Origin of the sequence: Pseudomonas graminis, from assembly GCF_900111735.1 — a bacterium.
GTDB lineage: Bacteria > Pseudomonadota > Gammaproteobacteria > Pseudomonadales > Pseudomonadaceae > Aquipseudomonas > Aquipseudomonas graminis.
The window spans coordinates 1-12,972 of the sequence record NZ_FOHW01000045.1; the positions used below are offsets into that span (position 1 = coordinate 1).

Here is a 12,972-nt window from a genome sequence, read left to right on the forward strand (position 1 = left end):
TTTGAGGGTTTACGAATGGAAGATTTCTTGCGGGCCTGCCACACGACGGTGAAGGAAAGCGGCGCCGAGGAGCTGGCCGGGAAGATGTGTCTTGCTCACGTGAGCCTGTTGCAGCGCTCCAATCCGGACAACGCAGCTCACCACCTCACCATCGAGCATCTCTTCGGCGTTCTGCTCCACACCCAGGACATGCGCCCCTTGATGGCGCTCGCTGCCGGGTTCGGCTTTGACTTGGTCGCCAAGGAGCAGCCCGCCGCGATCGATGTTCACCAGGCTTTGGGGAACGTAACCCTGGAAATCTCCGAAGTGACCGTCGAGACGCACCGCGCAATGGCTGACGGTCGCGTCGACCAGGTAGAGCGTGCGCGAATCATGCGCGAGATCGCCGAGGCTGAGAAGGCACTGCACGTTCTCAAGGTGTCGATCAAGGCGGCTTAAATCGCAGGCAATAAAAAAGCCGGTGGCTAGACCGGCTTCTTCAACAACACTTGTGAGGTCCGATTATGCACACCCATAACCCCCAGATCAATACCCGGCCTGATGCGTCAGGTTTGCATCTGGCGCACTCAATGACGCGTCAGGTGATGTCGTCTAATGAGACTGCCGCTCTGTCTGAAAACCTCCAGGAGCAGGCGTAATGGCTCGGGCGCGCAACATAAAGCCAGGCCTGTTCATCAATGAGCTGCTGGTTGAACTTCCTGCCTTTGACCGACTGATGTTCATCGGGTTGTGGTGCCTTGCAGATCGCGAGGGCCGCCTCGAGGATCGGGTGAAGCGGATCAAGATTGAGCTCCTGCCCTGTGACGACTACGACGTCGATGCTGGTCTGAATCGTCTGGCCGCTTCTGGCTTCATTTCTCGCTACCAGGTGGCCGGTCAGGCCGTCATCGAGATCGTCAACTTTCAGAAACATCAGAGCCCGCATGGCAGTGAAAAAGACAGCACTTTGCCGGACGCTAACGGGTATCTCACTGTTAACGAAAGGAAAAAGAACGTTGTCGTCGCAGGCTCACAACGAAAGGTTCTTATGTCTGAACAGGGTTTTAACGTTAAAGCACCGTTAGAGTCTGTGAACCTACCGTCTGATAACGCCCTGATTCCTGATTGTGGATTGCTGATTCCTGATTCCAGATTCACTGATTCACCGAATCAAGATCAACACCACTCTCTCTCTGGCGGCGAGCAAGTTTCGGATTCGAGCGAGCCGCCGCTGCCAGCTGACAACGGCGCCGATAGCGAACCGGATGCTTCGACCGATCCTGTCGACCCAAAGACGCCAGTGGAGATGACCCTGGACTGGGTACCTGACGACAATCTCCTCAAGACCTACTGCGTCCACTTCGGCGTATCGCCAGAGCTTTTCACCCGCGAAGCCATGGCGTCATTCACGGCACACCATGAATCCATTGGAGGCCTTCAGCCCCAAACCAAGTGGGTTTCGATGCTGGTTTCCTGGGTGAAGTCGGACCGGGCGAAGGCGAGCAATGTTCGCCACCTCCACAAGCCGGCCCAGGCATCGCGTCACAACGGTTTCGCTGAGCGCGACTACACCGCCGGACTCAAGCAGCGGGAGGATGGCACCTATGGCATCTGAAAACGTAATCGCAATGCCCAGCGCAGCGGCCGCGCCGCGCCAGGTGACAGGTGTTTGCGATGAGCACGGGCAATTTCCGCAAACGGTCAACGTGATTTTTGGGCGCGAGTTCAAGACCGCCTGCCCCGAATGCCAGCGCCTTGCCAAGGCCGAAGAGCAGGAGCGAATCAAGGTGCAAGCCCGGCAAGAGCTGGCACACAAGCTTGGATCGGCCCTGATCCCTAAGCGGTTCGCCGGCAAGACGCTCGCCGGGTACACCGCGACGTCGCCGGGACAGAAAGAGGCTCTCAGGATATGCGGAAAATACGCAGACAAATTCCTCGAGATCGCACCAACAGGTCGCTGCCTGCTGCTGCTGGGCAAGCCCGGCACGGGCAAGACTCACCTTGGCGCGGCCATTGCCACCGAAGTCATGAGGAAGACCGACGCGACCGCCGTTTACCGGACCATCGGCACGGTTCTCCAAGAGATCCGTGCGACGTACTCGAAAACCAGCGAGCGCACAGAATCTCAGATTCTCTCGAGCCTTATCGGCCCGTCGCTGCTGGTTCTCGATGAGATCGGCGTGAGCAAAGAAAATCCCAGCGACTTCGAACTGACCACGCTGTTTTCGATCATCAACGGGCGTTACGAGCAGATGCGGCCGACGGTCGTCATTTCCAATCTCGACGCCGCAATGCTGCCAGCCGCCATGGGAGAGCGCTGCTTTGACCGCTTGCGTGAGGGCGGAGCGATTGCGGTTCCGTTCGAATGGGAATCTCAGCGCGGCAAGGAGAGTTTCTGATGACTAAATCCAGACTTGCCACACCAGACCCCGCAGCGTTCCGTTACGCGGTCTATGCGTGTTCTTCGAAGATTGATCTGTCCACTCCGCCGGATCCTGCTGTCGCGCTATTCGATCGCAGAGGCGTTGCCGAGTCGTTTGGCCGCCTGATGTGGCCCAGCACTTTTGAAGTCGTAGACCTCGCGGAGGCCACTGTATGAACGCATCACGCATCTGGATATGCATAGCAGCGCTCACATTGATTGTCGCTGTTGGCACAAGCCACAAAGTTGAAACGGCTGTGAAGCCGGCCAATATGCAGGAGTTGTTTCGATGACATGGTCCCAGCTCAAAGCCCTGCTGAACACCGCCAAGGTGCTGCACGACGGTCGCGGTGGGTTCGCTTTCTCCCAATCGAGCAGCTCGAAAGGCGCAGTCAAATGAGGCTGTTAAAGCCTAAGGCCAGCCGCGCCAAGCCGGTTGATCGCGAAGGCCAGGAGCAGGCCTCGCTGATCAAGGAGCTCGAACTGTGCCTACCGGCCGTGGCCGCCTTGATCTACCACGTTCCCAACGGTGGGCACCGGCACAAGCTGGTCGCCATCAAGCTGAAGGGGCAGGGTGTCAAAGCGGGCGTGCCCGATCTGGTTCTGCCGATGGCGCGCGGCGGTTACTTCGGCCTTTACCTCGAGTTCAAGGCGACGGCGCCGAACGATGCAGCAGTGTCGGCCAGCCAGCACGCGTGGATCCGCCGTCTCAATGATCAGGGCTATCTGGCGATCGTGTGCCGGGGCCACTTCGATGCGATGGAGCAGATCCGCGCTTACCTTCGACTCGCTCCTACGGTGGTGGCCGCATGAACTATCAATTTAAGGCTGGCGATCTGGCAATCATCGTCGGTGCCAACTCGCTGACCCAGAACATCGGCAAGCAGTGCCAACTCCGTGAATTCGTGCAGAGCGGGGATTGTTACGTTGCGCCGAACGGTGTGGTGTACCGGCACGATGATGTCCCTTGCTGGACGCTGGTCGGTGACGATCTGGTCGCGGTCATCGAAGACGAGGTCGTGCAGCTTGGCTTTGGCATCCACGAGCCGCGACACCTGATGCCTTTGCGCGACGACTTCGCACCCGCAGGCCAGAAGGCCAAGGCGGTATCTGCATGACGACCGCCGCCGTGAAGATCACCGACGCCGAAATCAAACGGCAGGCGTCCGGCCCGGTCCGTGATCTTCGGGATTACGAGCATCGAGGCCTGTATCTGCGTTTTGCCAAAACCCGCGCCCGGGCGTCGTGGTTCCTGGTGGTGCGTGGTAAGTGGAATCGGATCGGCAGCTACCCGGACCTGTCCGTTAAGCAGGTCGTCGCCGCGCTGCCTGACATTCGTCTGCGCCTGGACGCCGGCGCTAGCACGAACCTCTCGAAGTGGCTGATCGTAGGCGAGCTGCTGGAGTGGTACGCCGAGCGCATGTCTCGGGACCGCAGCCTCTCCGACAAGCGCAAAGACACTGCCGCCTCCGCAATCAAGTGTCACCTCCTGCCGCGCCTCGGCTCTGCAGCACTGACCGACATCGACAAGGCCTTCCTCGACCGTGAGCTGATGTGGCCGATGCAAGAAACGCTGTCCATCGACTACGTGCGGCTGGTCTTCCAGCTGCTGGCGCTGGCATTCCGTCAGGCTCACAAGTTGGGGCTGATCGCGAGCAATCCGCTGACCGGGATCAAGTTCAGCGACTTCTCGAAGGCGAAGGTCACCGTCAAGCCGTCACGGCTCCGCGGTGTCCACATTGAGGAGCTTCTGCAGCTGCTGCTGCGTGAGCTGTTTCCCATCCCTAACGACGCGATCCTGGCGCTGATGATGCTTTGCCATGGCACCCGTATTGGTGAAACCCGCCAGGCGCGCTGGGACCACATAAGCCTTGCCGAACAGGTCTGGTTTATTCCGGCGGCTGACACGAAGACTCGGGTGGAGCATTACCTGCCACTGACCGACGCTGTCCGGCACCTGCTGATGCTGTATCGCCAGGTGCAGCAGAACCGAGGCTACACCGGGCCATTCCTGTTCCCCGGACGCCGAGGCAAGCCGCTGAGCGAGAGCCAGGCCAGTGCCGTGTTCACGCGCCTGGGGAAGGGCGAGTGGACCAGTCACGACCTCCGCAAGCTGGCCCGCACAGGCTGGGCTGATATCGGGATCGACCACCTGATCGGTGAGCTGCTGATCAACCATGCCATGGGCCACAACGTGAAGGTTTACATCCAGTCCGACGTGATGGCTCGCAAGCGTGACGCGTTGGAGAAGTGGCACCGCCATCTAGACGGCAAGGGGCTAAACGTCATTCTCGGATTGACCGGCTTTAGATTTGAGGACTCCGACAAATCGCTACAGGCCGCGCCGCATATGGCCTGCAACCCTATTCAAGAATCAACCATAGGCGAGGTTTCAAAAGCATGAAAAAGAGCCATGGCCCTGCATTCCGCAAGGAATTGATCCCGCTCGCGGTATGCCCATCCTGCAAAGGAAAGGCTGTTATCAAGGGGCTTTTCCATCATCTGGACTGCCTGGATTGCAACGCCTCGGGCTGGGTTCGAGAGGATAACGGCCAGCCGCTAGAGCTTCAGGATCTGGTCACTCAATTGAGCTTCAACCTGATCCGCGCTTACGAGCAGTTCGGCAATCGTTGCAACTGCAAGGCAGCAGAGCCCAAAGGCCTCATGGCCTATTACAGCGAGAACAACCGCCGCGGCGCCGGCGGCACGAACTTCACAGGGGATTGATCATGCCGATCGAATTGACTGACCGCGAAGCTTTCATCGCTGGTCTTCTGGGAGGCGTCTGGAACGAGTACCTGAAGCTTCCAATCGAGCATCCAATGGAGCGCGATGAGTTTTGCAGGGCGATTCATACATGCCAGAACATGGTGCTGGCACGAGCAGGCCGCCGAGTAATTAACGCAAAAGCGGAGGGGTGAGCGATGGGTATGTACAAAGATGTGATGGGTACCCTGGTGCGCGTGCTGGCCGCTGACAACATCGACAACAGCACGAAGCAGTCCTGGCAGAAGCTGATTGATGCCGATCTGCGACAAGGTGGCAATGGCAGCACCCTGTCGCCGCGTGACAAGTTCGATTACGACTGCTGCCTGTATGCGCTTCTGCACCGTCAGTTGGAGCCTGCGCAGTGGGACGTACTGGTCGCGAAGTACTCAACGCACAAGGCCAACAAGGTCGCCGCGATCGGGCGTCTGGTGAGCCGCATTTCATCGCCAGCGCCGCAGCTGTTCATCTATAAGGCGCTGACGGCCTGGGCAATCCCTAAGCTAAAGGGCATCCAGTCGGACAAGCGCTCCACTGACATGATTGTCCTGCCTGCCGAGTTCTACGACATGAACACCTGGGACGTGGGTGCTTCGCCAGAGCGCACCCGCCGAAATTGGAGAGCAGGGGTACACAAGCGGCTTGAGCAACTTGAGGAGGCGGCCGTGATCCATGCAACGCATATCTTCGACGCGGAACAAATCTTCGTAGACGCCGCTTGACCATGATGGCCGTTTGGCCGTAAATTAACCCCATCATGTCGATCTTGCGTGCGGTGATACGCAACGACACTCAGACATCAAAAACCCGGCCCTCGCGCCGGGTTTTTTCGTTTTCGGCTCAGCCACACCCATCGCTCCGAGCTGGGAGTGCCGCTGCAGCCGATTCTTTCCTCTCCCGGCAGGGAGGCAGTCGGAAGCCGTCATGCTAGATAAAGATCCCGACCTCTGGGCCCAGGCCTGGGAATGGCTTCGACTGAAACTCAGTGACCCGCTGTGGCAAGGAGCGGTTATGGCCGCAACTGTTTCCCTATTGCGCGTGCTCTACGAAGGCAAAGAGGCCAACAAATGGCGGGTCGTGCTTGAGGCTCTGATCTGCGGCGCCTTGAGCCTTTCAGCCAGCAGCGTCATTGAGTGGATGGCCTGGCCGTCGAGCCTGTCCGTCGCCGCCGGCGGCGCCATTGGGTTCATCGGAGTGACGGCCATTCGCGAGCTGATAATCAGGTTCCTCGGTCGCAAGGCGGACTCAGCATGAAAGCTTTCGCATCAGGATTCATCATCGTGCTAGTGGCCGTCCTTCTGATCGGGCTGCAGCAGTACCGGGTTGTCGCGCTCCGGGGCGAGATGTCCGTCGAGACCAAAGCCAAGACAGACGCTTTGGCCGCCAACCTCGAAAGCCAGGCCACGATCACCACGCTGCGCGCGGAAGCGAAGCGAAATGCTGACTACACGGCGGACCTCACCAAGCGCATCAAAGCCAGCGAAGACAAGGCCAAAAAGGCCAAGAAGGATTTCGATGATCTCAAGCGCAACAGCAAACCTGTTCGTGATTGGGCTGCTCAGCCTTTGCCTGACGGCCTGCGCGGCAAAGCCGCAAGTGGTAACAAAGACAACAGCCATAAGGCTGGAAGCCCCTGAGCTGATCCCATGTGAGCGGGTCAATGCAGACGATACCGATCTGCGTGACAACGGCGACGTGTGGGAGCTGAAGGACCAAGCCATCAAGCTGCTCGACACGTGCGCTGACCAGGTCGATGCGCAGATCGTGCGCAGCCAAAGCAAGTGAAGAAGTCCTGGTACGTCACAGTGCCGGGCTACCCACCATTCCCCATGATCATGCAGGAAGATCACGACCACGCGGGTGCATTGTCATTCGCGCGCAGCAAGTGGCCGACCTGCACAGTTGAGTGAAGACATGAGTTGTGACGGATGCGCTGCGCGCCGAGCGAGAGCCAAGAAGTGGATCGCCATAGCAGCTGATCGATTCCGCCAGATGACGAGCAGCAACCCCACCAACGAAGGGACTAAACGCGATGGCAAGGCTGAAGACGCTGGGAAGCAGGGTCAAGACTCAGTCTGATCGTCTCGTCAGCGTCAACACCGACTCGTGGCGCGCGACCAAGACCACAGCACACCAGCGTGGCTACGGATACAAGTGGCAGAAGGCTCGAGAGGGATGGCTCAACGCTCACCCGCTCTGCGCCTACTGTGATCGCGAAGGCCGCGTGACCTCAGGCACGGTCGTTGACCACATCGTCCCGCACCGAGGCGACATGACGCTGTTCTGGGCTCGATCCAACTGGCAGACCCTGTGCAAGACCTGCCATGACTCGGTCAAGAAAGCGGAAGAGGCAGACGCAGCCCGATACGCCTGACCGTTCGTCGTCAATGCGACCGATTCCCATTCGAATACGCACCAAAATGGTGCGATAGCCTAGCCCTATGAGGGGGGGGGGTCTAAATATAGGGGGTCAATCCCTTCCAGACCGCGCCCGATCGCATTCACACTTTTTATTCCGACCCCGAGGTTTTTTGTTAATGGTGTTAACAGACAAGCAACAACAGTTTGTTGACGCGAAAGCCCGAGGCGCGTCAAACAAAGAAGCGGCGGAAGCCGCAGGATGCAAGCCCTCGACGGCATCTGCTGCCGGTTCGAGGTGGGCAAATGACCCCAAAATAACGGCGGCAATTCTGGCGAAGCGACAGGAGCTGAGTGTTAACCCTGAGCGCAAACGTAAACAGCGTGCCGAGACGGACGACCAGCACCCTGAAGCCGAAGAGGGGGGCGGCGAGTATCTCGACTGCCTGCCGGACACCGAAGACCCTCTGGTTTGGTTGCTGGCTCTGATGAACGAGCCGAAGGCGAAAGTTTTCGACCGCCGCAACGCCGCCCAGACCGCCGTGCCGTATGTACACGGCAAAAAAGGCGAAGCCGGGAAGAAAGAACAGAAGGCCGATGCAGCAAAAGAAGCTGGCAAGGGCCGGTATTCGGCAGGGAAACCGCCACTCTCCGTCGTGCCGAGGTAGCCCATGCAATGGACAACTGCCTGCCCGGACTGGTGGCGGCGCCTCTCTGCGCAAAAATCCATCATTCCGGCGCCGTTGTTCCCATCGGAGGCGGAGGAGGGCCTCGAAGTTTTCCGGTCGTTGAAGATCGTCGACGCACCTGGCGCGCCAACGATTGAAACGGCGTGCGCGACATGGGTGCTCGACTTCGCCAGCGCCATCTTTGGCAGTTACGACAGCGCGACCGGCGTCAGGCTGATCAGCGAGTATTTCCTCTGCATCCCGAAGAAGAATTCGAAGTCGACGATCGCGGCCGCAATCATGCTGACCGCGCTGATCCGGAATTGGCGCCTCGAGGCTGAGTTCATCATCCTGGCACCGACCAAGGAGATTGCCGACAACTCTTTCAAGCCGTGCGCGTCGATGGTCAAGCATGACGAGGAGCTGAGCGCGCTGCTTCACGTCCAACCCCACCTCAAGCTAATCACGCATCGCGAGACGGGCGCCACGCTGAAGGTGGTAGCGGCCGATAGCGACGTGGTTGGCGGTAAGAAAGCGGTCGGCGTGTTGATCGATGAAGCCTGGCTGTTCGGCAAGAACGTCAAAGCACCGGACATGATCCGCGAAGCCACTGGCGGCCTGCTGTCCCGGCCAGAAGGTTTCATTATCTGGCTGACGACTCAATCGAACGAACCGCCGGCGGGCATTTTCAAGTCGAAGCTGAGTTATGCCCGGGGCGTACGAGATGGGCGGATCAACGATCCACGCTTTTTGGCCGTCATCTACGAATTCCCTCAGGACATGATCAAGAGCGGAGAGGCCCGCCGCCCTGAAAACTTCCACCTGGTGAACCCCAATATGGGGTACTCGGTGGACAGGCCGACCCTTGAACGGCTGTTTATGCAGGCCGAAATGGATGGCGAGGCCGAGATTCGGGGCTTCCTCGCCAAGTTCCTGAACATCGAGATCGGCCTGGCGCTGATGTCCGACAGTTGGGTCGGTGCTGACTTCTGGGAGCCGCAGGCGCTGGCGGGTCTTACGCTGGATTCGTTGCTCGAGCAGTGCGAGGTCGTCGAGGTCGGTGTCGACGGCGGCGGACTCGACGACTTGCTCGGCTTGGCCGTGATGGGCCGGGTTCGCGACTCGCGTACCTGGCTGCACTGGGCCCACGCATATGCACACCCATCGGTACTGGAGCGGCGAAAGTCGGAAGCACCGCGGCTGAAGGATCTGGCCGCGGTCGGCGACCTCACGCTGGTTGAAAAGATCGGTGATGACGTCGAGCACCTTGCATCCATCGTCGCCCGAATCAATCAGGCCGGCCTGCTGGACAAGGTCGGTCTTGACCCGGCCGGGATCGGCGCAGTCCTCGACGCACTGGCCGATGTCGGCATCGAAGAGAGCCAGATCATCGGTATTTCACAGGGCTGGAAGCTCACAGGCGCCATCAAAACCACTGAGCGCAAGCTTGCGGAGGGCGCGCTGCTGCACTGCGGGCAGCCGCTCATGGCCTGGAGCTGCGGCAATGCCAAGGGAGTGCCCTCGGCGAACGCCTTCCTGATCACCAAGCAGGCTTCAGGGACCGCGAAAATCGATCCACTCATGGCCACGTTCAACGCCGTTTCGCTGCTTTCCATGAACCCAGAAGCGAAGGGCGGCATGGACGACTACCTCAATAACGGATTTTTCGGACTAGTAGGCTGACCATGGCATTTCGTTGGTACAACCCGAGCACCTGGAACTTCTTCGGTTACACCGATCCAGTGACAGGCAACTATGTCGAGCTCGACATGGAGGTCGGCGGCAAGACGACAAAATCCGGCGTGAAGGTGACCACCAAGACTGCGCTGTCGATCAGCATGGTCTGGTCCTGCGTGAAGATCCTCTCTGAATCGCTCAGTGGTTTACCTCTGAAGCTTTTCGACGACGGGGAGGGTGGGCGCAAGCAGGTGACTGGTAGTGACAGCGCTTTGAAGCTGCTGAAAAAGCCAAACCCGTACATGACGATGTTGAACTTCCTGAAGTTCGTCGTCGTGAACATGGCGCTCCGGGGCAATGCGTTTGCGTTGATTGATCGCAATCGAAACGGCGAGGCGATTGGATTCGTGCCGTTGAGCTTCGACATGGTGTCGATCGATACCGATGACGAGCTGGTGTACTGGGTGACGCCGAAGAACAGCGACAGATTCCCGGTTTCACCGGAGAACATGCTGCATTTCAAGCTGTTCAGCCTGGACGGCATCGTCGGGCTTTCCCCGATCGAGTACCAGGCAGAAACGATGGGACTGGCGAAGGCCGGCCAGCAGTGGTCGTCGCGCTTCATGCGCAAAGGCGGATTCACTGGCGGTTATGTGATCTATGAAAACTTCCTGAACAAACAGCAGGAAGCCCAGATCATGGCCAAGTTCCCGGACGTGCGTAAGGGGGACGCCGACGACATCGGCAAGATGGCCATCCTGCAGGGCAATCCTAAGATCGTGCCCGCCGGGCTGAGCCAGCGTGACGCCCAGTTCATCGAGTCACAACAGTTCCAGGAAGAGGCACTCGCCGGCATCTACGGCGTGCCGCTCTGGCTGGCCAACCGGGCCGGCAAGACCTCGATCATGGGCTCCAACCTTGAGCAGCAGCTCACCGGCTACATCACCTTCGGGCTTAAGCCCTATATCGATGTCGTCGAGGATGAGCTGAACGACAAGGTCTATCGAAAAAAATCCCGATTCGTTGAATTCAAGGTTGAAGGCCTGCTGCGCGCTGACAGCGCTGGTCGCGCCTCCTATTACCAGGCGGCCCTCGGCGGATCGGGCGGCTCTGGGTGGATGTCGATCAACGAAGTTCGCGAAAAAGAGAACGAGATGCCGCTCGAAGGCGATGAATACAACCAGGTCACCCGGTGGGAGATGACAAAAAATGTCGAAGCTTGAAGTCCCGTTTGAGCTCAAGGCGGTCGACGACGCCGGTAATTTCGAAGGCTATGCCGCTGTTTTCAACAACGTTGACCTCGGCGACGACGTGATCCTGCCAGGGGCGTTCACCAAAGTGAAAACGACCCGCGGTGGCAAGCTGAAATTGGCTCTTTACCACGACCTGACACGCTTGGTTGGCCTGGCCGACTACATCCAGGACGATCACGGGTTGCTGCTGAAGGGCAAAGTGAACTTGGCAGTCAGCTACGCGCGCGATGCCTACGAGCTCATGAAGTCCGAGATCCTCGACAGCATGTCGATCGGCTTCAACACCATCAAAGCGGACTTTGAAGAGCGTGCCGGCCGCCGCGTTCGGGTGATCAAGGAGGCCGAATTGTGGGAGGCCTCGTTTGTGCCGTTTGGTATGAACCCCGAGGCCCAGGTCCTCACCGTCAAATCCGATATTCGAATTTTCGAGAACGCCCTGCGCGAACGCATGGGGCTTTCCCAGAAAGAAGCGGCGGCAGTCGCTTCGCTCGGCTACCCCGCGCTGCGCCGTGATGGCGGCAGCGAGGCCACGGCGATCGTGGAAGAGCTGAAAGACCTTTCCACCTTGTTTACTCATCATTTTGGAGTATCGCCATGAGCGAAGTGAAAGAACTGAAGGACTCCCTGGAGCTGCAACTCAAGACTGGCTTCCAGGGCCTGCAGACCAAATACGACGCCGCGATCGCGGAAGTCGAGAAGGGCAACACCGTTGCCACCGAGCTGAAAAAAGACATCCAGAAGCAGAAGGATGACCTTCAAAAAGTCATCGACCAGGTGCAGGACCTGGAGCAGAAGGGCGTCAAGCTGCGCGGCGGCCCGGGCGAGGGCAAGTCGTTCATCGATCTGATCGGCGGTGACGAAAACTACAAGTCGCTGAAGCAGAAGTCGGTAAGCCAGGCTGAAATCGAGGTGAAGAAATCCGACCTGGCCGGCATGAAGGAAATGAAGCTCACCAGCGTGGGGCTCGTTGCGCCGATCTACGATCCGGTGATCCAGCCTGGTATCCGTCAGGAACTGCGCATCCGCGATTTGCTGACCACGATCCCGGTCTCCGGCCAGAGCTACACCTACTTCCGCGAGAACGTGCACACCCGTGGTGCCGCGCCGGTCGCCGAGGGTGGCCTGAAGCCGACCAGCAACGTCACGTTCACCACCGAAACCGACCGGGTGAAAAAGATCGCGGTGTGGATGCCTGCCACGGACGAGGTGCTCTCTGACGTGCCTCAGATGTTCGCGTATCTGCAGCAGTTGCTGCGTTACGACCTCAAGCTCGAGGAAGAAGCGCAAATCCTGAAAGGTGATGGCACTGGCGAAAACCTGAATGGTTTGATGACCCAGGCGACCAACTACAACACGGCGCTGAGCAAGACTGGCGACACGGCGATCGATCTGGTCCGTCGTGCGATCTACCAGGTGCGCAAGCAGTCGAAGATGTCCGCCGATGGCGTCGTTATGACCGAATTGGACTGGATGAACATCGAGCTGCAGAAGGACGGCGAAAACCGCTACCTCTTCGCCAACCTGCAAGGTCTGGTCACTCCGATCCTGTGGGGCCGTCCGGTGATTACTTCGGACAGCATGGACGAAGGCGACGCTGACGACGGCGGCGAGTTCCTGGTCGCGAACTTTGCGCGCTCCTCCACTCTGTTCGACCGCATGAGCTTCCAGTTCAAGATGGGCCTGATCAACGATCAGTTCATCCGCAACGAGATCGCGCTGCTGGTGGAAGAGCGTCTCGGTCTGGGCGTGCGCCGCAAGGAAGCGCTGGTGAAGGGCACCTTCAAGGCCGCCGCGTAACTGGCGTTTTCCCATAGGGCCGGCATAACGCCGGCCTTTTCGTTTCTGGAGG

At 59.0% G+C, this 12,972-nt stretch carries 18 protein-coding genes; all 18 read left to right on the forward strand.

The window, feature by feature from the left end:
- Positions 1 to 438: phage regulatory CII family protein (locus BMY98_RS23280; RefSeq protein WP_342742133.1), on the forward strand; the 438-nt coding region annotated here is incomplete at its 5' end.
- Positions 439 to 637: 199 nt separating this feature from the next.
- Positions 638 to 1,594 carry a DnaT-like ssDNA-binding domain-containing protein gene (locus tag BMY98_RS23285; RefSeq protein WP_074892732.1) on the forward strand — a complete coding sequence of 319 codons (957 nt, stop codon included), beginning with the start codon at positions 638 to 640 and terminating at the stop codon, positions 1,592 to 1,594.
- On the forward strand, positions 1,584 to 2,378 hold the full coding sequence (locus BMY98_RS23290) for an ATP-binding protein (RefSeq protein ID WP_074892733.1): 795 nt from the start codon (positions 1,584 to 1,586) through the stop codon (positions 2,376 to 2,378). The genes BMY98_RS23285 and BMY98_RS23290 overlap by 11 nt, the downstream gene beginning before the upstream one ends.
- 419 nt (positions 2,379 to 2,797) lie before the next feature.
- A complete protein-coding gene (locus BMY98_RS23300) occupies positions 2,798 to 3,214 on the forward strand; it encodes a VRR-NUC domain-containing protein (RefSeq protein ID WP_074892735.1) in 417 nt (138 codons plus the stop codon).
- Positions 3,211 to 3,519, forward strand: coding sequence for a hypothetical protein (locus tag BMY98_RS23305; protein ID WP_074892736.1), 309 nt, complete (start codon positions 3,211 to 3,213; stop codon positions 3,517 to 3,519). Before BMY98_RS23300 ends, BMY98_RS23305 begins: the two co-directional genes overlap by 4 nt.
- Positions 3,516 to 4,805 (forward strand): tyrosine-type recombinase/integrase, encoded by a 1,290-nt coding sequence (locus tag BMY98_RS23310; protein ID WP_074892737.1) that lies wholly within the window; start codon positions 3,516 to 3,518, stop codon positions 4,803 to 4,805. The genes BMY98_RS23305 and BMY98_RS23310 overlap by 4 nt, the downstream gene beginning before the upstream one ends.
- A complete protein-coding gene (locus tag BMY98_RS23315; protein ID WP_074892738.1) occupies positions 4,802 to 5,128 on the forward strand; it encodes a hypothetical protein in 327 nt (108 codons plus the stop codon). The genes BMY98_RS23310 and BMY98_RS23315 overlap by 4 nt, the downstream gene beginning before the upstream one ends.
- Before the next feature lie 2 nt (positions 5,129 to 5,130).
- Entirely contained in the window at positions 5,131 to 5,322 is a 192-nt protein-coding gene (locus tag BMY98_RS23320; protein WP_074892739.1) for a hypothetical protein, read from the forward strand.
- Between the two features lie 3 nt (positions 5,323 to 5,325).
- Complete coding sequence (locus BMY98_RS23325) at positions 5,326 to 5,889, forward strand: hypothetical protein (protein WP_074892740.1); 564 nt, start codon at positions 5,326 to 5,328, stop codon at positions 5,887 to 5,889.
- Between the two features lie 202 nt (positions 5,890 to 6,091).
- On the forward strand, positions 6,092 to 6,421 hold the full coding sequence (locus tag BMY98_RS23330) for a phage holin, lambda family (RefSeq protein ID WP_074892741.1): 330 nt from the start codon (positions 6,092 to 6,094) through the stop codon (positions 6,419 to 6,421).
- Positions 6,418 to 6,804, forward strand: coding sequence for a hypothetical protein (locus tag BMY98_RS23335; protein ID WP_074892742.1), 387 nt, complete (start codon positions 6,418 to 6,420; stop codon positions 6,802 to 6,804). Before BMY98_RS23330 ends, BMY98_RS23335 begins: the two co-directional genes overlap by 4 nt.
- Positions 6,764 to 6,952: a hypothetical protein gene (locus BMY98_RS27460; protein WP_074891356.1), complete on the forward strand. Its 189-nt coding sequence runs from the start codon at positions 6,764 to 6,766 to the stop codon at positions 6,950 to 6,952. Before BMY98_RS23335 ends, BMY98_RS27460 begins: the two co-directional genes overlap by 41 nt.
- Positions 6,953 to 7,199: 247 nt before the next feature.
- Entirely contained in the window at positions 7,200 to 7,541 is a 342-nt protein-coding gene (locus BMY98_RS23345) for an HNH endonuclease (RefSeq protein WP_074892743.1), read from the forward strand.
- A 163-nt stretch (positions 7,542 to 7,704) separates the two neighbouring features.
- On the forward strand, positions 7,705 to 8,193 hold the full coding sequence (locus BMY98_RS23350; RefSeq protein WP_074892744.1) for a terminase small subunit: 489 nt from the start codon (positions 7,705 to 7,707) through the stop codon (positions 8,191 to 8,193).
- Positions 8,194 to 8,196: 3 nt separating this feature from the next.
- Complete coding sequence (locus tag BMY98_RS23355) at positions 8,197 to 9,876, forward strand: terminase large subunit (RefSeq protein WP_074892745.1); 1,680 nt, start codon at positions 8,197 to 8,199, stop codon at positions 9,874 to 9,876.
- Positions 9,877 to 9,878: 2 nt separating this feature from the next.
- Positions 9,879 to 11,093 (forward strand): phage portal protein, encoded by a 1,215-nt coding sequence (locus BMY98_RS23360; RefSeq protein WP_074892746.1) that lies wholly within the window; start codon positions 9,879 to 9,881, stop codon positions 11,091 to 11,093.
- Positions 11,080 to 11,721 carry an HK97 family phage prohead protease gene (locus BMY98_RS23365; RefSeq protein ID WP_074892747.1) on the forward strand — a complete coding sequence of 214 codons (642 nt, stop codon included), beginning with the start codon at positions 11,080 to 11,082 and terminating at the stop codon, positions 11,719 to 11,721. Before BMY98_RS23360 ends, BMY98_RS23365 begins: the two co-directional genes overlap by 14 nt.
- Positions 11,718 to 12,920, forward strand: coding sequence for a phage major capsid protein (locus BMY98_RS23370; protein WP_074892748.1), 1,203 nt, complete (start codon positions 11,718 to 11,720; stop codon positions 12,918 to 12,920). The genes BMY98_RS23365 and BMY98_RS23370 overlap by 4 nt, the downstream gene beginning before the upstream one ends.
- Positions 12,921 to 12,972 lie beyond the last annotated feature (52 nt).

Excerpts from the sequence above, each read along its gene's own strand:
- BMY98_RS23335 (WP_074892742.1), top strand. The coding sequence starts at position 6,418 with ATGAAAGCTTTCGCATCAGGATTCATCATCGTGCTAGTGGCCGTCCTT.
- BMY98_RS23305 (WP_074892736.1), top strand. The coding sequence starts at position 3,211 with ATGAACTATCAATTTAAGGCTGGCGATCTGGCAATCATCGTCGGTGCC.
- BMY98_RS23355 (WP_074892745.1), top strand. The coding sequence starts at position 8,197 with ATGCAATGGACAACTGCCTGCCCGGACTGGTGGCGGCGCCTCTCTGCG.
- BMY98_RS23285 (WP_074892732.1), top strand. The coding sequence starts at position 638 with ATGGCTCGGGCGCGCAACATAAAGCCAGGCCTGTTCATCAATGAGCTG.
- BMY98_RS23365 (WP_074892747.1), top strand. The coding sequence starts at position 11,080 with ATGTCGAAGCTTGAAGTCCCGTTTGAGCTCAAGGCGGTCGACGACGCC.
- BMY98_RS23325 (WP_074892740.1), top strand. The coding sequence starts at position 5,326 with ATGGGTATGTACAAAGATGTGATGGGTACCCTGGTGCGCGTGCTGGCC.
- BMY98_RS23300 (WP_074892735.1), top strand. The coding sequence starts at position 2,798 with ATGAGGCTGTTAAAGCCTAAGGCCAGCCGCGCCAAGCCGGTTGATCGC.
- BMY98_RS23345 (WP_074892743.1), top strand. The coding sequence starts at position 7,200 with ATGGCAAGGCTGAAGACGCTGGGAAGCAGGGTCAAGACTCAGTCTGAT.
- BMY98_RS23350 (WP_074892744.1), top strand. The coding sequence starts at position 7,705 with ATGGTGTTAACAGACAAGCAACAACAGTTTGTTGACGCGAAAGCCCGA.
- BMY98_RS23310 (WP_074892737.1), top strand. The coding sequence starts at position 3,516 with ATGACGACCGCCGCCGTGAAGATCACCGACGCCGAAATCAAACGGCAG.
- BMY98_RS23315 (WP_074892738.1), top strand. The coding sequence starts at position 4,802 with ATGAAAAAGAGCCATGGCCCTGCATTCCGCAAGGAATTGATCCCGCTC.
- BMY98_RS23330 (WP_074892741.1), top strand. The coding sequence starts at position 6,092 with ATGCTAGATAAAGATCCCGACCTCTGGGCCCAGGCCTGGGAATGGCTT.
- BMY98_RS23360 (WP_074892746.1), top strand. The coding sequence starts at position 9,879 with ATGGCATTTCGTTGGTACAACCCGAGCACCTGGAACTTCTTCGGTTAC.
- BMY98_RS23290 (WP_074892733.1), top strand. The coding sequence starts at position 1,584 with ATGGCATCTGAAAACGTAATCGCAATGCCCAGCGCAGCGGCCGCGCCG.
- BMY98_RS23370 (WP_074892748.1), top strand. The coding sequence starts at position 11,718 with ATGAGCGAAGTGAAAGAACTGAAGGACTCCCTGGAGCTGCAACTCAAG.
- BMY98_RS23320 (WP_074892739.1), top strand. The coding sequence starts at position 5,131 with ATGCCGATCGAATTGACTGACCGCGAAGCTTTCATCGCTGGTCTTCTG.